The following is a 16,620-nucleotide window of genomic DNA, read 5'->3' as shown; positions in this document are numbered from 1 at the left end:
ATGTGGTCGGATGGTGCAGTCCCCGGCGGAAGGAGCAGCGTGTCAGTGTGGCGGAACCTCGGCGAACGCACCGTGTACGAGAACCGGTGGGCACAGGTGAACATGGCCGACGTTGAACTGCCCGATGGCCGACACCTTGATCACACCGTGATCCGCCTACGTCCCGTGGCCGTGGCCACCGTCGTCAACGACGAGAACGAGGCGCTGCTGCTGTGGCGCCACCGTTTCATCACGGGCGCGTGGGGGTGGGAACTCCCGTCGGGCGGTACCGGCGCGGGCGAGGATCCGGCGGTGGCCGCGGCGCGGGAGTTCGAGGAGGAGACCGGGTGGCGGCCGGGCCCGATGCGGCCACTCCTCGCCGTCGATCCGATGCCGGGGATCTCGACCTCGCATCACCGGGTGTACTGGTCTGACTCGGCCGAGCAGGTCCGGGACCTGCCCGTCGATCATTTCGAGTCGGCGCGGCGCGAGTGGGTACCGCTCGCCGAGGTGCCCGAGTTGATCGCGCGCGGCGAGGTGCGCTCGGCGAACGCGGTCGCCGCGCTGCTCATGCTTGCGCGGTTGCGTGGCGTGTAGCCGCCGCGTCACGACATGACGAAAGCGCCCTGCCCGGCCGTAGCCGAGCTGCTCGACCTGGTCGCCGCGGCGCTCGTCGGGTGCTCAAGGATTTGGGCAAGAAGAAGGGCTGACCTGTTTTCACAGATCAGCCCTTGATTCTTCAGGGTGAGTGACGGGACTTGAACCCGCGGCCACCTGGACCACAACCAGGTGCTCTACCAACTGAGCTACACCCACCATGTCCGGTCTTTGTTGCTCTTCCGACCGGCCGAGAAAAAGTGTACAGGGTCCGAAGGGGTGCTCGCGCACACGTTTCCCGGACCCCGTACACAGGGCTTTCGCGGGCGGCTACTCCGCGGGCATGACGTACTTCGCCGCGATCGTCCTCGCGGTCTCCGAGTCCGGTCCCGGCTGCGGGACGAAGACCGCCTCGCGGTAGTAGCGGAGCTCGGCGATGGACTCGCGGATGTCGGCGAGCGCGCGGTGGTTGCCGCTCTTGTCCGGGCTGTTGTAGTACGCCCGGGGGTACCAGCGCCGGGCCAGCTCCTTGATGGAGGAGACGTCGACGATGCGGTAGTGGAGATACTCCTCCAGCGTCCGCATGTCCCGCGCGAGGAAACCGCGGTCGGTGCCGACCGAGTTCCCGCACAGCGGAGCCTTCCGCGGCTCCTTGACGTGCTCACGTACATACGCCAAGACCTGCTCCTCGGCGTCGGCCGGCGTCGTGCCGCCGGCCAGCTCGTCGAGGAGCCCCGAGGCGGTGTGCATGGTGCGCACCACCTCGGGCATGGTCTCCAGCGCCGCGTCCGGCGGGCGGATCACGATGTCCACCCCTTCGCCGAGCACGTTCAGTTCCGAGTCGGTGACCAGTGCGGCCACCTCGATAAGTGCGTCGTCCGTCAACGAGAGCCCGGTCATCTCGCAGTCGATCCACACCATGCGGTCGTTCATGCGTCTTACCCTACGGCGCACTCCTCTGGCCGGGCAGTGGCGTGCGACCTGGAGCGTAGACGTCCGAGCCCGGCCTGCCGATCTCGGTGGGCACCGAGGCCGAGGGGCCGAGCGCGCTCGCGGCGGCCGTGCGCCGGGACTGGGAGGGCACGGGGCCCGCCTCCACCAGCGTCGGCACCGCCTGCGCCGCCGAGGCGGCCTCCAGGGCCCGCTCGCCCTGCGGCCTGCGGGCGCGGTAGGCGGCACGGTAGGCGGCGGGTGACGAGCCGAGCTGGCGCCGGAAGTGACCCCGCAGCGCCACCGGCGAGCGGAAGCCGCAGCGGCCCGCGACCTCGTCGACGGAGTAGTCCGAGGTCTCCAGGAGCCGCTGCGCCTGAAGCACCCGCTGGGTGATCAGCCACTGCAACGGCGCGCTTCCGGTGAGCGAGCGGAACCTGCGGTCGAAGGTCCGCCTGCTCATGTACGCGCGCGGCGAGCGTCTCCACGTCGAACTGCTCGTGGAGGTGCTCCAGGGCCCAGGCGACGACCTCGGCGAGCGGGTCGGCGCCGATCTCCTCGGGTAAAGACCTGTCGAGGTAGCGCTCCTGACCGCCGGCCCTGCGCGGCGGCACCACGAGCCTGCGGGCGAGCGCGCCCGCCGCCTCGTTGCCGTGATCCGTGCGCACGATGTGCAGACAGAGATCGATTCCGGCCGCGGTCCCGGCGCTCGTCAGGACGTCCCCGTCGTCGACGAACAGCTCCCGCGGGTCCACGTGGACGGACGGGTAGCGCTTCGCGAGCGTCGGCGCGTACATCCAGTGGGTGGTCGCCGGGCGGCCGTCGAGCAGCCCTGCCGCGGCGAGCACGAACGCGCCGGTGCAGAGCCCGACGATGCGGGCTCCCTCCTCGTGCGCGCGGCGCAGCGCGTCGAGCGCCTCCGGCGGCGGCGGTGACGTGATCGACCGCCAGGCCGGTACGACGACGGTGCCCGCCCGTCCGATCGCCTCCAGGCCGTGCGGCGCGGTGAGTTCGAGCCCGCCGGTGGTCCGCAGCGGGCCGTCCTCGCCGGCGCACACGAGCAGCCGGTAGCGGGGCACGCCTGCGTCCTGCCGGTCGATGCCGAAGACGGAGAGCGGTATGGAACTCTCGAAGATGGGTCCACCGCTGAAGAGCAGCACCGCTACGATCTCCCGGCGGCGACGCCCGGACAGCTTCCGAGCCGTGGTCTCCGGCGCGGCAGTGGAGTCGTGACTCATGCTGCTAAACCCCCCTCGGTCGTCGCGGCTCCCTGTTCTTGACGTGCTTGCTTGGCCTGTCGCTGCTGCACGTTTCCCCTCGGTCCTCCACCAGTCCCCCGCCGTAATACAGTCAAGATCGAATCTACTGCGTCCCGTGCCACCGGGGTGACCAGTTCAGCACCCGGCAGAATGTCGACATGGCAACTTGGCGTGAAGCATTCGATCACGAAGCGTTGCACTCGTTGGCCGTACTGGGAAGTGCGCCTCCGCTCCATGGCCGGTCCCCGTAGGGTGCGCACGCCCTCGGGGCTCCTTTCAGCCCTGGTCAACGGGGGGTTGGAGACCCCTTTCGGCAAGGTACGCGGGACCCCGGGAAGTTGGCTGAAAAGCTACGGGATCGTGTGTGCGAATACGTCAGTCGACGGGTACGTTGCCGACGCCGTGACGCATGCCCCGGTGTGCTCCCGAGGCCGTTCTCCCGTGCCGTCCGCGATGTGCGGTGTTCTGTTCTGCAAGCAGTCGCGCGGCACACCGCTCGGACTGCCGGAGCAGCACCCGGCAGACTCCGGTGACGGCCGCGAGGCCGAGCGCGGCGCCGCCCGCCCCGGCCATCGAGATCCCGTACCCCACGAGGACGACGGGAACCAGGACGCAGCTGAACGCGGCCCAGCGGACCACGTCGCTCGCCGAGTCCTGCTGCGGCGCGCCGCTCGGCCGCCGGGCGCGCGAGCCGCGCGGCGCGGCTTGCTCGGGTGAAGACGGGGCGCGGGAGGAGAGTGCGGACGCGGACGAGGATCCAGGCACGGCGTGCTCCCTCTGGCGGTGGCGGACAGGGGTACAACGCGCGGTCGGGCGGGTGGTCACTGGTGAGCCATCCGGGCGGACTCCGGACGGGTGGGCAAACCGCCTGTACGTGGCAGCAACCATTGCCATACGGGCGAGGCTCATGCATGCTCCGGTGAACGCCGGGAGGGCCCTGTGCACGGCCCGGCAAAGGGCCTTTACCGGCCCTTCGCGGGCTCTGGGCAGGAGAGGAGTGCCGCCGTACCCTTGGGGGTATGGCATTGGGAAGATGATTCCCGGACGACCTCCAGGTCCTGATCCTCGCACCACCTCGCACCACCCGAAAGCCGACCCTCCCACAGAGGACTCCTTCGCCGAGACACCCATGGCCGGTCACGAATTCTCCGAACCAGCGGACCGCAAGCGGCAGGTCGCCGATCCCACGGCGACCCCCCAGGCGGCGGAAGAACCACGTCATCCCTGCGATCCGGCCTTCCGGCACGGTGTCGTCGTCGGCTTCGACGGCTCGACCTCCAGTGAGCGGGCCCTCGCCTACGCGGTCGGGATGGCCCACCGCTCCGGCTCGGGCCTGATCATCGTCCACGTCGCCAACCGGCTGCCCACCACGGTGTGGGCCGGCTGTGAGCCCCCGGTCTTCGTGGACGTGCCCGACCACCGCACCGAGGTGCTCGGCCTGGAGCTGGCCTGCGCGGACTATCTCGCCGAGGTGCCCTGGATCCTCGTCGAGCGCGGCGGCGACATCTGCCACGAGCTGGAGGAGGTCGGCCACGAGTACAGCGCGGACGCGATCGTCGTCGGCTCCACGCACGGCATCGTCGGGCGCATCTTCGGCTCCGTCGCGGGCCGCCTCGCGCGGCGTGCGCAGCGGCCGGTCATCGTCATCCCGTAGCGGCGGGCCGCCGTCGGGGGACGGCCGCTTCGGAGCAGATAAATCTACTTGTGCGTAGAGGTGCCGGACGGGCCGCTGAAGGGTACATAAAGGTCGCCGGCACACCGCCCTGCCGGCCGGGGGTGACGGCTACCGGTCGATGCGGGCGCGGGTCGGGGTAATGGGCGACCTCGGCCCTTGAGGAACGGCTCCCCGCGTGCTGGTGGCACGCGCGGGGAGCCGTTCATTTCGTGGGAGCCGTTCGTTTCGTGGGGGCGACTACTCCACGGTCACGGACTTCGCCAGGTTGCGCGGCTTGTCGATGTCCCGGCCGAGCGCCAGGGCCGTGTGGTAGGCGAGGAGTTGCAGCGGGATGCCCATCAGGATCGGGTCCAGCTCGTTCTCGTTCTTCGGCACGACGATCGTCTGGTCGGCCTTCTCCTGCTCCTGGTGCGCGACCGCGAGGATCTTGCCGCTGCGGGCCTTGATCTCCTCCAGGGCGGCGCGGTTCTTCTCCAGGAGGTCGTCGTCCGGGACGATCGCGACGGTCGGCAGGGCGGGCTCGATGAGGGCGAGCGGGCCGTGCTTCAGCTCGGACGCGGGGTAGGCCTCGGCGTGGATGTAGGAGACCTCCTTGAGCTTGAGGGAGGCCTCACGGGCCACGGGGTAGCCGCGCACGCGCCCGATGAAGAGCATCGAGCGGGCCTCGGCGTAGCTCTTGGCGATCTCCTTGATCTCGTCCTCGCGCTTGAGGATCTCCGAGATCTGACCGGGCAGCTTGCGCAGCCCCTCGATGATCCGCTTGCCGTCGGCGGCCGACAGGTCACGGATGCGGCCCAGGTGCAGGGCGAGCAGGGCGAAGGCGACGGTCGTGTTGGTGAAGCACTTGGTGGAGACCACGCAGACCTCCGGGCCCGCGTGGACGTACACGCCCGCGTCCGCCTCGCGCGCGATGGCGGAGCCGACGACGTTGACCACGCCGAGGACGCGGGCGCCCTTGCGCTTGAGCTCCTGGACGGCGGCGAGGACGTCGTAGGTCTCGCCGGACTGCGAGACGGCGACGTAGAGGGTGTCGGGGTCCACGACCGCGTTGCGGTAGCGGAACTCGCTCGCCGGCTCCGCGTCGGCGGGGATGCGGGCCAGCTCCTCGATCATCTGGGCGCCGATCATGCCCGCGTGGTACGAGGTGCCGCAGCCGAGGATCTTGACGCGGCGCACCTTGCGGGTGTCGTGCGCGTCGAGGTTGAGGCCGCCGAGGTGCACGGTGGAGAAGCGGTCGTCGATGCGGCCGCGCAGGACGCGGTCCACCGCGTCGGGCTGCTCGAAGATCTCCTTGTGCATGTACGTGTCGTGGCCGCCCATGTCGTACGACTCGGCCTCCCACTCCACGGTGGTCGGCGAGGCCGTCGTGCGCGAGCCCTCGGTGGTGTACGTGCGGTAGTCGTCCGCCTTGATGGTGGCCATCTCGCCGTCGTCGAGGGTGATGACCTGGCGGGTGTGGGAGACGAGCGCGGCGACGTCCGAGGCGACGAACATCTCCTTCTCGCCGATGCCGAGGACGACCGGGGAGCCGTTGCGGGCGACGACGATGCGGTCGTTGAAGTCGGCGTGCAGGACGGCGATGCCGTACGTGCCCTCGATGTGCCGCAGGGCCTCGCGGACCTTCTCCTCCAGGGTGTCCGCCTGGGAGCGGGCGATGAGGTGGGTGAGGACCTCGGTGTCCGTCTCGGAGAGGAACTCGACGCCGTCGGCGGTGAGCTTGGCGCGCAGCTCGGAGGCGTTGTCGATGATGCCGTTGTGGACGACGGCGACCTTGTCGTCCTGGGACAGGTGCGGGTGGGCGTTCTCGTCGGAGGGGGCGCCATGGGTGGCCCAGCGGGTGTGGGCGATGCCGGTCGTGCCCTTGAAGCGCGCCGGGACCCGGGCCTCCAGGTCACGCACGCGGCCCTTGGCCTTCACCATTTTCAGGCCGGAGGCCTTGGGGCTGGTGACGGCGATGCCCGCGGAGTCGTAGCCGCGGTACTCCAGGCGCTGGAGGCCTTCGAGGAGGAGCGGGGCGACGTCACGCTTGCCGATGTATCCGACGATTCCGCACATAGAGGGTTTCCTAGCCGTAGATGATGCGGCGCAACTGCCTGAGCGTGAGCTCGGGCGGCGCGACCGCGCGGTATCCGAGATCCGCCGAGATCCGTTCGAAGATCGCCGCGTTCAGCAGGCCCTGACTCTGAAGTTCGCGGTGGCGGCGACGGACGAACTCTTCGGTCGTCTCGTCGAAGTAGGCGAGCACGTCCTGGATGACCCGCAGCGCTTCACCCCGCTGGAGCGGGGTGCTGCGGGTGAGGTGGTCCACCAGTTCGTCGTGCATTCGATGATCCTGGGGGATCTCCACGGCTTTCGCAAGAATCCTGCCCGGAATCGGGCACGCGGGCGCCGGAATGGGCCATGGGAGGCTCACATACGGCGGAGGACGGCCTGCTTGGCCGTGGCGAACTCCTCGTCGGTCAAGATCCCCGACTGGTGCAGCTCGCCCAGCTCACGCAGGCGGCGCAGCAGGGCGTCGTGGTCGTCGGCCGGGGGCGCGGGGGCGAGGGCCTTGGCGGTGACGGGCGAGGTGTTCTCCGGGGCCGCCGGGGGAGCGGGGGCCAGGGGGTGCGGGAGGCGGGCCTGGACGGCGGCGGCGACCAGGGCCATCAGCGGGTCCTTCTTGAAGCCCCAGAGCTCCACCGCGTTCGGGTCGTACTTCGGCGGGGCCTTGGTAGGGGCGTTCCTCACGATGAAGCGGAGGCAGCCGTTCTCCAGGCCGACCGAGGGCTGCCACTCCACCGCCGCGATGTCGGCGAGCGCCAGGGACCTGGTGCCGGCCGCCGACTTCGCCTCGTCGGTCTTCCAGTTCCACTCCAGGCGCACCTGGTCCCCGTCGAAGCTCGCGGTGCCGTCCCCGGCCGAGACGGAGAGCGGTACGGACGGGCTCGCCATGAGGTAGGCCTCGCAGGGGGTGGCCGGCACCTGTTCGATCAGATGGGCGTTGCGCACCTCGTCGACCAGGTACTCCGCGACCCCGTACCGGTCCGGCTCCACGGTGAGCTGATACGGGTCCGAGGCGTCCGGGAGCTGCCCGCCCGTCGCCTGGAGAAGCGGGTCGGCGCCGTCCCGCAGGCGCAGCCGCAACCGCCCCGCCTTCTTGCCCTGTTCGAAGGCGATGCCCGCCAACGCCTCCAGCGGTACGGCCAGTTCGCCGAGGGTCTTGCGCAGCAGCGACACGTTCTTGTCGTGGCCGGGCACGAGGCGCAGCATCTCTCCGTCGAAGGTCCAGGTCCCGTCACGCTGGATGATTTCCGCCATGCCGGGATTCTCGCACCGACTCCTCGGACACATGGTCTATACCCCTTGACCCCTTGTGGACCCGGGGTTACCAATGGGGACCGTTCGATTGCGATGCACCACAGTTGCGACACCTTCACTGACACTTCGTCGAAGGGACCCGCTGGTGAGAACGCACCACAAATCGACCCGCCTGCTCGGCTCGCTGCTGCTCGTGGCGGCCGTCGGGATCTCCTCCTTCGCCGCCGCTCCCGCCCCCGAGGCGGCCCGGCCCTCCGTCACCCCGCTCGGCGAGGTGGTGCCCGCCCCCCTGAAGGCGGAGGCGGGCGGCGCCGGATACGAGATCACCGCCAAGACGCGCATCCGCGTCGGCGGCAACCCCGAGGAGCGCCGCGTCGGCGAGTACCTCGCCAAGGTGCTGCGGCCCTCCACCGGCTACAAGCTGCCCGTCACCAGCGGCGAGGGCGGCGACGGCATCCGGCTGCGCATCAGCGCCGATCCGGCGAACAAGGCCCTCGGCAACGAGGGGTACCGGGTCATCTCGGCGCGCGGCTCCCTCACCATCACCTCCTGGTCCGGCGCCGGTCTCTTCCACGGCGTCCAGACGATCCGGCAGCAACTGCCCGCCGCCGTGGAGAAGAAGACGAAGCAGCGCGGCCCCTGGCGGATCGCGGGCGGCACCATCAAGGACACGCCGCGCTACGGCTACCGCTCCACGATGCTCGACGTCTCGCGGCACTTCTTCACCGTCGACCAGGTCAAGCGCTACATCGACCAGGCGTCCCTGTACAAGATGAACAAGCTGCACCTGCACCTCAGCGACGACCAGGGCTGGCGCATCGCCATCGACTCCTGGCCGCGCCTCGCGACGTACGGCGGCTCCACGCAGGTCGGCGGCGGCAAGGGCGGCTACTACACGAAGGCCCAGTACAAGGAGATCGTGGCCTACGCCTCCTCGCGGTACATGGAGGTCGTGCCCGAGATAGACATGCCGGGGCACACCAACGCCGCGCTCGCCTCGTACGCCGAGCTGAACTGCGACGGCGTGGCCCCGCCGCTCTACACCGGCACCGCGGTCGGCTTCAGCTCGCTGTGCGTGAAGAAGGACGTCACGTACGACTTCGTGGACGACGTGATCCGTGAGCTGGCCGCCATGACGCCCGGCGAGTACCTCCACATCGGCGGCGACGAGGCGCACTCCACCAGCCACGAGGACTTCGTCGCGTTCATGGACAAGGTGCAGCCGGTGGTCGCCAAGTACGGCAAGAAGGTGATGGGCTGGCACCAGCTCACGGGGGCCGAACCCGCCGAGGGTGCCGTCGCCCAGTACTGGGGTTACGACAGGACCGGCGCCGCCGAGCGCGAGCAGGTCGTGAACGCCGCGAAGAACGGCACCAAGCTGGTCCTCTCGCCGGCCGACCGCTCCTACCTCGACCACAAGTACACCAAGGACACGCCGCTCGGCCTCTCCTGGGCGGGCCTCGTCGAGGTTCAGCGCTCCTACGACTGGGACCCGGGCACCTACCTCCAGGGCGCGCCCGCGGACGCGGTCCTCGGTGTCGAGGCGCCGCTGTGGACGGAGACGCTGTCGACCTCCGCGCACCTCGACTACATGGCGTTCCCGCGGCTGCCCGGGATCGCCGAGCTCGGCTGGTCGCCCGCGGCCACGCACGACTGGGACGCGTACAGGACGCGGCTCGCCGCGCAGGCCCCGCGCTGGGACGCGCTCGGCATCGACTACTACAAGTCACCGCAGGTGCCGTGGCCCGCCAAGTAGGCGGGACATAGGGATCGTTCGGTCAGGAGCGGGGCTCCCGAGGACCGTCTCGGGAGCCCCGCGGCTCGCGAAGGGCTACGTCAGCTTCTTGGCCTTCTCGATCGCGTCCGCGAGGTCCTCCAGGATCGGCGCGCACTTGTCGTACGAGAAGATCGGCTCGGTGACGCGCGGGACGACCTGCCCGGCCCTGACCGCGGGCAGCTTCCGCCAGGTCGGCTTGGACTTGTCGAGGTCGGCCGGCTGGAGCGCGGAGGTGCGGTTGTCCATCATGATGATGTCCGCGTCGTACGTGTCGACGTTCTCCCAGCTCAGGTTCTCGAACCAGCCGCCGGAGTCCTTCTTGGCCCGCTCCGGCGGCTCGATGATGTGCACACCGAGGGCCTTGAAGTACTCCAGGTCGACGGAGAGGTTCGAGCCCGAGACGTAGAACAGCTCCTGGCTCGCGGAGCCGACCAGGACCTTGATGTCCTTGTGCGCCTTGGCCACCTCGCGCAACCGCCCGGACGCCTCCTCGAAGCGCTTCTTCGCCTTGACGACCTTGTCCGCCTTCACGTCCGCGCCAAGGGACTCGGCGAGGGCCTGGATGCGCTGGAGGGGGTGGGTCAACTGGCGGTCGTAGACGCTGATGCCGACGCTGGGGGCCAGCTCCACGATCTTGTCCTTGCTCTCCTCGGGGACGTACCAGAGGGTGCCACGGTCGTCGAACATCGTGGAGATCAGCACGTCGGGGGCGAGGCTCGCGTACTTCTCGATGCTGAACCGGCCCCATGCGTTGCCGAGGACCGTCAGCTTGTCGACGTCCATGTCGCCGGCCTGGACGTCGGCCTTGCCGTCCTTGGTCTTCGTCGGGCCGAAGACGCCCTTGACCTCGATGCCGTAGTCGAACAGGGCCGCGGCGACACCCGTGAACGCCACGATGCTCTTCGGGGTCGCGTCGCGCTTCGCCGTCGTCCCGCGGTCGTCCTTGAAGCTCCAGGGGCCGCCCTTGCCCGCACCGCCCCCGCTCTTGCCGGCGCCGTCGGCCTTCTTCTCGTCGCCGCAGGCCGCCAGGACGGCGGTGAGGCCGAGGGCGCCACCGGCGGCGAGCACGCCGCGGCGGGACGGAGCGGACGGTCGGGGACGGCGGGAGTGGGGCATGGGGCGTCTCTGCTTTCGTGACGGTGCGGTGGCGGGACCACTGGCCGGAAGTGAAGCTTAGGTTAGCCTAAGCTCACTTGGTCAAGTGGCCCTCGCATCCCGCGTCACGTCCTGCTGGGCCCGGCGACGCCCTGCCCCGCCTTGCCGGTGCTCAGCCCGCGAAACCCAGCTCCCTCGCGATCAGCATCCGCTGCACCTCGCTGGTGCCCTCGCCGATCTCCAGGATCTTGGAGTCGCGCCACATCCTGGCCACGGGGTACTCGTTCATGAAGCCGTATCCGCCGTGGATCTGCGTGGCCTCTCGCGCGTTGTCCACGGCCACCGTCGAGGAGTAGAGCTTGGCGATCGCCGCCTCCTTCTTGAACGGCTCCCCGGCGACCATGCGCGAAGCCGCGTCGTACCACCCGACGCGGGCCATGTGCGCCCGCATCTCCATGTCGGCGAGCTTGAACTGGATGGCCTGGTTCGCCCCGATCGGCCGGCCGAAGGCGTGCCGCTCCCTGGCGTACTTCACGGACTCGTCCACGCAGCCCTGGGCGAGCCCGGTGGCGAGCGCGGAGATCGCGACGCGGCCCTCGTCGAGGATGCGCAGGAACTGCGCGTACCCGCGGCCCTCCTCGCCGAGCAGGTTCGCGGCGGGGACGCGGACGTCGGAGAAGGACAGCTCACGCGTGTCCGAGGCGTTCCACCCGACCTTCGAGTACGGCGCGGCGACCGTGAAGCCCGGTGTCCCGGACGGCACGATGATCGAGGAGATCAGGGGGCGGCCGTCGTCCTTGCGGCCGGTGACGGCGGTGACCGTGACCAGGCCCGTGATGTCCGTACCGGAGTTGGTGATGAAGCACTTCGAGCCGTTGATCACCCAGTCGTCGCCGTCCCGCACGGCCGTCGTGCGGGTGCCGCCGGCGTCCGAGCCGCCGTCCGGCTCGGTGAGGCCGAAGGCGCCGAGGATCTCGCCCGAGCACATGCGCGGCAGCCACTGCCGCTTCTGCTCCTCCGTGCCGAACAGATGCAGTGGCATGGCGCCGAGCGAGACGCCCGCCTCCAGGGTGATCGCGACGGAGGAGTCGACGCGGGCGAGCTCCTCCAGGGCGACGCCGAGCGCGAAATAGTCCCCGCCCATCCCGCCGTACTCCTCGGGGAAGGGCAGGCCGAACAGGCCCATGCGGCCCATCTCGCGGACGATCTCGTAGGGGAACTCGTGCCGTTCGTAGAAGTCGCCGATCTTGGGGGCGACGACGTCGTGGGCGAACGCCTCGACGGTGCGGCGGAGTTCTTCGAGCTCAGGGCTCAGACGGTGGTCCATCGTTTACTCACTGCTCCTGGGGGGTCAGGGCGCGGACGGTACGTGACGGGCTCGGCCGGCCCAGCCGGCCGGCCATCCAGGCGCTGGTGGCGCTGAGACGGCCCAGGTCGACGCCGGTCTCGATGCCGAGTCCTCGCAGCATCCAGACGAGGTCTTCGGTGGCGAGGTTTCCGGTGGCGCTCTTCGCGTACGGGCAGCCGCCGAGGCCGCCGGCGGAGGCGTCCACCGTGGTCACGCCGTGGCGCAGCGCCGTCAGGGTGTTGGCGAGCGCCTGGCCGTACGTGTCGTGGAAGTGGACGCCGACGCGGTCCGTGGGGACCTGTGCCTCGTTCAACGCGGTGAGCAGGGCGGTGACATGGCCCGGCGTGGCCACGCCGATGGTGTCGCCGAGGCTCAGTTCGTCGCAGCCCAGGTCGAGCAGGGCCCGGCAGACCCGGACGACCTGGCCGACCTCGACCGGCCCCTCCCAGGGGTCGCCGAAGCACATCGAGAGATAGCCGCGGACGTGCATGTCCCGCTCCTTGGCGCGGGAGACCACCGGGGCGAACATCGCGAGGGCCTCGTCCACCGTGCGGTTGAGGTTGGCCTTGGCGAAGGACTCGGTGGCGCTGGCGAAGACGGCCACGCGGTCCGCGCCGAGGGCGGTGGCGCGCTCCAGGCCGCGTTCGTTCGGCACGAGGACCGGCAGGTGGATGCCCCGGGGGTCACCCCGGAGGTCGTCCAGGAGCGGGAACAAGCGCTCCGCGTCGGCCAGTTGGGGCACCCACTTGGGGTGGACGAAGCTGGTCGCCTCGATGGTGGTCAGGCCCGCGTCGGCCAGGCGGTGCACGAACTCCGCCTTGACCTCCGTGGGGACGACCGACTGCTCGTTCTGAAGGCCGTCGCGCGCGCCGACCTCGTGGATGCGCACCCGGGCCGGCAGCCCGTCGGCCGGAACGGTCATGGGCAGCCCTGCGGCGCTCATCGTGCCTCCTCCGGGGTGGTGGCGGGTGCCTCGTCCGGCTCGACCACGGCGAGGACCTGGTCCATGGCGACCGTCGAACCCGGGGTGACGTCCAGCTCGGTGACGGTGCCCGCGTGCGGGGCGGAGATGACGTGCTCCATCTTCATCGCCTCGACCACGAGGAGGCTCTGGCCGGCGCTCACCCGGTCGCCGGCGGTCACCTTCACGACCGTGACGGTGCCCGGCATGGGTGCGGTGAGCGCGTCGGCCCCCGCGTGCGCGGCGCCGGTCAGGCTCGCCTCGACGGGGTCGTGGTCCCGCACCTGCCAGGCGTCCCCTTCCCGGCCGAGCCAGTCGCCCGCGCGGTGGAACGTGTGCCGGGTGCCGTCCACGGTGACCGAGACGCGGTCCGGTGTGACGGTGCGGGCGCCGCTGCCGAGCCGGTGAGTGACGGGTTCGTGTCCCGCTGCCTTGAACCAGTACGTCACGGGTTTCGGGGTGCCGCCGAGGCGCCAGCCGCTGGGCACCGAGAAGGGGTCCGTCCAGCCGTCGCCCGAAGGCGCCAGTGCCGCTTCGCGCACGGCGGCCGCCGCCTCGTACACCTCCTCGGGCACGCCCTGCGGGACCAGGGAGTCCGCTTCGCGCTCGACGAGGCCGGTGTCGAGGTCGCCCGCGGCCACCGCGGGGTGGGCGAGGAGTCTGCGCAGGAAGCCCGCGTTGGTCGGGACGCCGAGGGTGACCGTCTCGGCGAGGGCGGCGCGCAGCTTGCGCAGGGCCGTCGCGCGGTCGGGGGCGTAGGCGATGACCTTGGAGAGCATCGGGTCGTAGAGGCTGCCGACCTCGGTGCCCTCGCTCAGCCCGGAGTCGGTGCGCACGCCCTCGCCCTGCGGCTCGTGCAGGGAGAGGACCGTGCCGCCCGAGGGCAGGAACCCGCGGGCCGGGTCCTCCGCGCAGACACGGGCCTCCACGGCATGCCCGATGAGGGTGATGTCGCCCTGCTCGAACGGCAGTCGCTCGCCCGCGGCCACCCGGAGCTGCCACTCCACCAGGTCGACCCCGGCGATCAGCTCGGTGACGGGGTGCTCCACCTGGAGGCGGGTGTTCATCTCCATGAAGTAGTACGAGGACGGGTCCTTGCCGGGGACGATGAACTCCACCGTGCCCGCGCCCGAGTACCCGCAGGAGCGGGCGGCCTGGACCGCCGCCTCGCCCATCGCCGCGCGCGTGGCCTCGTCCAGGAGGACGCTGGGCGCCTCCTCGATGATCTTCTGGTGGCGGCGCTGCAGCGAGCACTCGCGCTCGGCCAGGTGGATCACGTTCCCCCGGCCGTCCGCGAGGACCTGGATTTCGATGTGCCGGGGGCGGTCGATCCACCGCTCCACCAGGAGTGTGTCGTCGCCGAAGGAGGCGCGGGCCTCGCGCCGGGCCGCCGCGATCTCCTCGGCGAGCAGGGCCTCGTCCCGCACCAGGCGCATGCCCTTGCCGCCGCCGCCCGCGCTCGGCTTGAGCAGCACCGGGGTGCCGATCTCGCGGGCCGACGCGGCCAGTTCGGCATCGGTCAGGCCGCTCCCTGAGGAGCCGGGGACGACAGGCACACCGGCCGCCCGCACCGTCTCCTTGGCGCGGATCTTGTCGCCCATCAGCTCGATCGCCGAGGCGGGCGGGCCGATGAAGGTGAGCCCGGCGTCGGCGCACGCCCGCGCGAACGCGGCGTTCTCCGCGAGGAATCCATAGCCCGGGTGCACCGCCTGGGCGCCGGAGCCGGCCGCGGCCTCCAGGATGCGCTCGATCGACAGATAGCTCTCGGCCGCCGGGGCCGGGCCGATCCGTACGGCCGTGTCCGCCTCGCGCACATGGCGGGCGTCCGCGTCCGCGTCGCTGAAGACGGCGACCGAGCGGACGCCGAGCGTCCGCAGGGTGCGGATGACGCGGACCGCGATCTCGCCGCGGTTGGCGACGAGCACCGTGTCGAACATGTTCCCTCTCCCCGAGGTGGTCCCCTGCAAGACCGTGCTGGTCTTCGGCCGGAAGTCGCTCATCGTCCGCCCCTCACATCCGGAAGACGCCGAAGCCGGGCTCGCCGAGCGGTGCCCCGGCGCACGCGGTCAGCGCGAGGCCGAGGACCTGCCGGGTCTCCAGCGGGTCGATCACGCCGTCGTCCCAGAGCCTGGCCGTGGCGTAGTAGGCATTGCCCTGCTGTTCGTACTGCGTGCGGATCGGGTCCTTGAAGGCCTCTTCGTCCTCGGCCGCCCACTGCTCGCCGCGGGCCTCCAGCTGGTCGCGCTTGACCGTGGCGAGGACGGACGCGGCCTGCTCGCCGCCCATCACGGAGATCTTGGCGTTCGGCCACATCCACAGGAAGCGGGGGCTGTAGGCCCGGCCGCACATGGAGTAGTTGCCCGCGCCGTACGAACCGCCGACCACGACCGTCAGCTTCGGCACGCGCGTGCAGGCCACGGCGGTCACCATCTTCGCGCCGTGCTTGGCGATGCCGCCCGCCTCATAGTCCCTGCCGACCATGAAGCCGGAGATGTTCTGGAGGAAGACCAGGGGGATGCCGCGCTGGTCGCAGAGCTCGATGAAGTGGGCGCCCTTCTGGGCGGACTCCGAGAACAGGATGCCGTTGTTCGCGACGATGCCGACCGGGTGGCCGTGGATGTGCGCGAAGCCGGTGATCAGCGTCGTGCCGTACTCCGCCTTGAACTCGGCGAAGCGGGAGCCGTCGACCACGCGCGCGATGACTTCGCGGACGTCATAGGGGGTGCGGGAGTCCGTCGGCACCGCGCCGTACAACCCCAGGGGGTCGACCTTGGGCTCCTCCACCGGCCGCACCGGCCACGGCGGCGCGCCGCGCTCGGGGAGGGTCGAGACGATGGTGCGCACGATCCGCAGGGCGTGCGCGTCGTCCTCGGCGAGGTGGTCGGTCACCCCGGAGGTGCGCGAGTGGACCGCGCCGCCGCCCAGCTCCTCGGCCGTCACGACCTCGCCGGTGGCCGCCTTCACCAGCGGCGGGCCGCCGAGGAAGATCGTGCCCTGCTCGCGCACGATCACCGCCTCGTCGCTCATCGCCGGGACATACGCCCCGCCCGCCGTGCAGGAGCCGAGGACCGCGGCGATCTGCGGGATGCCGGCGCCCGACATGCGCGCCTGGTTGTAGAAGATCCGGCCGAAGTGCTCGCGGTCGGGGAATACGTCGTCCTGCATGGGCAGGAAGGCGCCGCCCGAGTCGACAAGGTAGAGGCAGGGGAGGCGGTTCTCCAGCGCCACTTCCTGGGCGCGCAGGTGCTTCTTGACCGTCATGGGGTAATACGTGCCGCCCTTGACGGTGGCGTCATTGGCGACGATCACGCACTCGCGGCCCGAGACCCTGCCGATCCCCGCGATGACACCGGCCGCCGGGGCGTCCCCGCCGTACAACCCCTCCGCCGCCAGGGGCGCCAGCTCAAGGAAGGGGGAGCCCGGGTCGAGGAGCGTGTCCACGCGGTCCCTGGGCAGCAGTTTTCCGCGCGCCACATGCCGGGCCCGCGCCCGCTCGCCGCCGCCGAGCCTGGCCGTCGCGAGCCTGGCCCGCAGCTCGTCGACGAGGGCGGTGTGCGCCGCCTCGTTCGCCCGCCATGCCTCCGACGCGGGATCAGCCGCGGTGGTCAGCACTGGTGCCTGCCGCATCAGTCGAGCCCCCTTGCCCGGTTAATGAGCGTTAACGCGTTCGCTTCAGGTTAACGAGCGCTAACCGCCGTG

At 70.6% G+C, this 16,620-nt stretch carries 13 protein-coding genes, 1 tRNA gene and 1 pseudogene; 3 read left to right on the top strand and 12 right to left on the bottom strand.

What is annotated here, in order from left to right; all coding sequences use genetic code 11:
* Positions 1 to 576, top strand: coding sequence for an NUDIX hydrolase (locus ACRAKF_RS14870; protein WP_447037595.1), 576 nt, complete (start codon positions 1 to 3; stop codon positions 574 to 576).
* A gap of 146 nt (positions 577 to 722) precedes the next feature.
* Here ACRAKF_RS14870 and ACRAKF_RS14865 read toward each other — a convergent pair.
* The 4 genes and pseudogenes from ACRAKF_RS14865 to ACRAKF_RS14850 form a co-directional block, all read right to left on the bottom strand.
* Positions 723 to 795: transfer RNA gene (locus ACRAKF_RS14865), tRNA-His, on the bottom strand.
* Between the two features lie 111 nt (positions 796 to 906).
* On the bottom strand, positions 907 to 1,509 hold the full coding sequence (orn, locus tag ACRAKF_RS14860) for an oligoribonuclease (protein WP_447037593.1): 603 nt from the start codon (positions 1,507 to 1,509) through the stop codon (positions 907 to 909).
* 10 nt (positions 1,510 to 1,519) lie between these two features.
* Positions 1,520 to 2,744: pseudogene (locus ACRAKF_RS14855) on the bottom strand (helix-turn-helix domain-containing protein).
* Positions 2,745 to 3,140: 396 nt separating this feature from the next.
* A complete protein-coding gene (locus ACRAKF_RS14850; protein WP_447037591.1) occupies positions 3,141 to 3,530 on the bottom strand; it encodes a hypothetical protein in 390 nt (129 codons plus the stop codon).
* Positions 3,531 to 3,894: 364 nt separating this feature from the next.
* On the opposite strand from ACRAKF_RS14850, the gene ACRAKF_RS14845 reads away from it, so the two are divergent.
* Entirely contained in the window at positions 3,895 to 4,419 is a 525-nt protein-coding gene (locus ACRAKF_RS14845; RefSeq protein WP_447037589.1) for a universal stress protein, read from the top strand.
* A 258-nt stretch (positions 4,420 to 4,677) separates the two neighbouring features.
* Here the strand turns inward: ACRAKF_RS14845 and glmS are convergent, their stop codons facing one another.
* The 3 genes from glmS to ACRAKF_RS14830 all read right to left on the bottom strand — a co-directional run bounded on the left by glmS (position 4,678) and on the right by ACRAKF_RS14830 (position 7,740).
* Complete coding sequence (glmS, locus tag ACRAKF_RS14840; RefSeq protein ID WP_447037587.1) at positions 4,678 to 6,495, bottom strand: glutamine--fructose-6-phosphate transaminase (isomerizing); 1,818 nt, start codon at positions 6,493 to 6,495, stop codon at positions 4,678 to 4,680.
* A 10-nt stretch (positions 6,496 to 6,505) separates the two neighbouring features.
* Complete coding sequence (locus ACRAKF_RS14835; RefSeq protein ID WP_447037585.1) at positions 6,506 to 6,763, bottom strand: hypothetical protein; 258 nt, start codon at positions 6,761 to 6,763, stop codon at positions 6,506 to 6,508.
* An 86-nt stretch (positions 6,764 to 6,849) separates the two neighbouring features.
* The gene (locus tag ACRAKF_RS14830; RefSeq protein ID WP_447037583.1) at positions 6,850 to 7,740 is read right to left on the bottom strand and encodes a DUF4429 domain-containing protein; all 891 of its coding nucleotides are present in this window, start codon (positions 7,738 to 7,740) and stop codon (positions 6,850 to 6,852) included.
* A 145-nt stretch (positions 7,741 to 7,885) separates the two neighbouring features.
* Between ACRAKF_RS14830 and ACRAKF_RS14825 the strand changes: the two genes are divergently transcribed.
* Complete coding sequence (locus ACRAKF_RS14825) at positions 7,886 to 9,496, top strand: beta-N-acetylhexosaminidase (protein WP_447037581.1); 1,611 nt, start codon at positions 7,886 to 7,888, stop codon at positions 9,494 to 9,496.
* Between the two features lie 75 nt (positions 9,497 to 9,571).
* On the opposite strand, the gene ACRAKF_RS14820 is transcribed toward ACRAKF_RS14825, so the two are convergent.
* The 5 genes from ACRAKF_RS14820 to ACRAKF_RS14800 all read right to left on the bottom strand — a co-directional run bounded on the left by ACRAKF_RS14820 (position 9,572) and on the right by ACRAKF_RS14800 (position 16,548).
* A complete protein-coding gene (locus ACRAKF_RS14820) occupies positions 9,572 to 10,633 on the bottom strand; it encodes an ABC transporter substrate-binding protein (RefSeq protein ID WP_447037579.1) in 1,062 nt (353 codons plus the stop codon).
* A gap of 151 nt (positions 10,634 to 10,784) precedes the next feature.
* Complete coding sequence (locus ACRAKF_RS14815; RefSeq protein ID WP_447037577.1) at positions 10,785 to 11,939, bottom strand: acyl-CoA dehydrogenase family protein; 1,155 nt, start codon at positions 11,937 to 11,939, stop codon at positions 10,785 to 10,787.
* Between the two features lie 7 nt (positions 11,940 to 11,946).
* Positions 11,947 to 12,903 (bottom strand): hydroxymethylglutaryl-CoA lyase, encoded by a 957-nt coding sequence (locus ACRAKF_RS14810; protein WP_447037576.1) that lies wholly within the window; start codon positions 12,901 to 12,903, stop codon positions 11,947 to 11,949.
* Positions 12,900 to 14,858, bottom strand: a complete 1,959-nt coding sequence (locus tag ACRAKF_RS14805; RefSeq protein ID WP_447037574.1) for an ATP-binding protein — start codon at positions 14,856 to 14,858, stop codon at positions 12,900 to 12,902. The genes ACRAKF_RS14810 and ACRAKF_RS14805 overlap by 4 nt, the downstream gene beginning before the upstream one ends.
* Positions 14,859 to 14,931: 73 nt before the next feature.
* Positions 14,932 to 16,548: a carboxyl transferase domain-containing protein gene (locus ACRAKF_RS14800; RefSeq protein WP_447037573.1), complete on the bottom strand. Its 1,617-nt coding sequence runs from the start codon at positions 16,546 to 16,548 to the stop codon at positions 14,932 to 14,934.
* Positions 16,549 to 16,620 lie beyond the last annotated feature (72 nt).

It is taken from the genome of Streptomyces sp. DSM 118878 (assembly GCF_052936595.1).
This window is presented reverse-complemented; position numbering and strand designations above follow the sequence as displayed.

What these genes read in the sequence shown, in the direction of transcription:
- ACRAKF_RS14835 (WP_447037585.1), bottom strand. Translation starts at nt 6,763, where the DNA reads ATGCACGACGAACTGGTGGACCACCTCACCCGCAGCACCCCGCTCCAG.
- ACRAKF_RS14820 (WP_447037579.1), bottom strand. Translation starts at nt 10,633, where the DNA reads ATGCCCCACTCCCGCCGTCCCCGACCGTCCGCTCCGTCCCGCCGCGGC.
- ACRAKF_RS14830 (WP_447037583.1), bottom strand. Translation starts at nt 7,740, where the DNA reads ATGGCGGAAATCATCCAGCGTGACGGGACCTGGACCTTCGACGGAGAG.
- ACRAKF_RS14805 (WP_447037574.1), bottom strand. Translation starts at nt 14,858, where the DNA reads ATGTTCGACACGGTGCTCGTCGCCAACCGCGGCGAGATCGCGGTCCGC.
- glmS (WP_447037587.1), bottom strand. Translation starts at nt 6,495, where the DNA reads ATGTGCGGAATCGTCGGATACATCGGCAAGCGTGACGTCGCCCCGCTC.
- ACRAKF_RS14870 (WP_447037595.1), top strand. Translation starts at nt 1, where the DNA reads ATGTGGTCGGATGGTGCAGTCCCCGGCGGAAGGAGCAGCGTGTCAGTG.
- ACRAKF_RS14845 (WP_447037589.1), top strand. Translation starts at nt 3,895, where the DNA reads ATGGCCGGTCACGAATTCTCCGAACCAGCGGACCGCAAGCGGCAGGTC.
- orn (WP_447037593.1), bottom strand. Translation starts at nt 1,509, where the DNA reads ATGAACGACCGCATGGTGTGGATCGACTGCGAGATGACCGGGCTCTCG.
- ACRAKF_RS14815 (WP_447037577.1), bottom strand. Translation starts at nt 11,939, where the DNA reads ATGGACCACCGTCTGAGCCCTGAGCTCGAAGAACTCCGCCGCACCGTC.
- ACRAKF_RS14810 (WP_447037576.1), bottom strand. Translation starts at nt 12,903, where the DNA reads ATGAGCGCCGCAGGGCTGCCCATGACCGTTCCGGCCGACGGGCTGCCG.
- ACRAKF_RS14800 (WP_447037573.1), bottom strand. Translation starts at nt 16,548, where the DNA reads ATGCGGCAGGCACCAGTGCTGACCACCGCGGCTGATCCCGCGTCGGAG.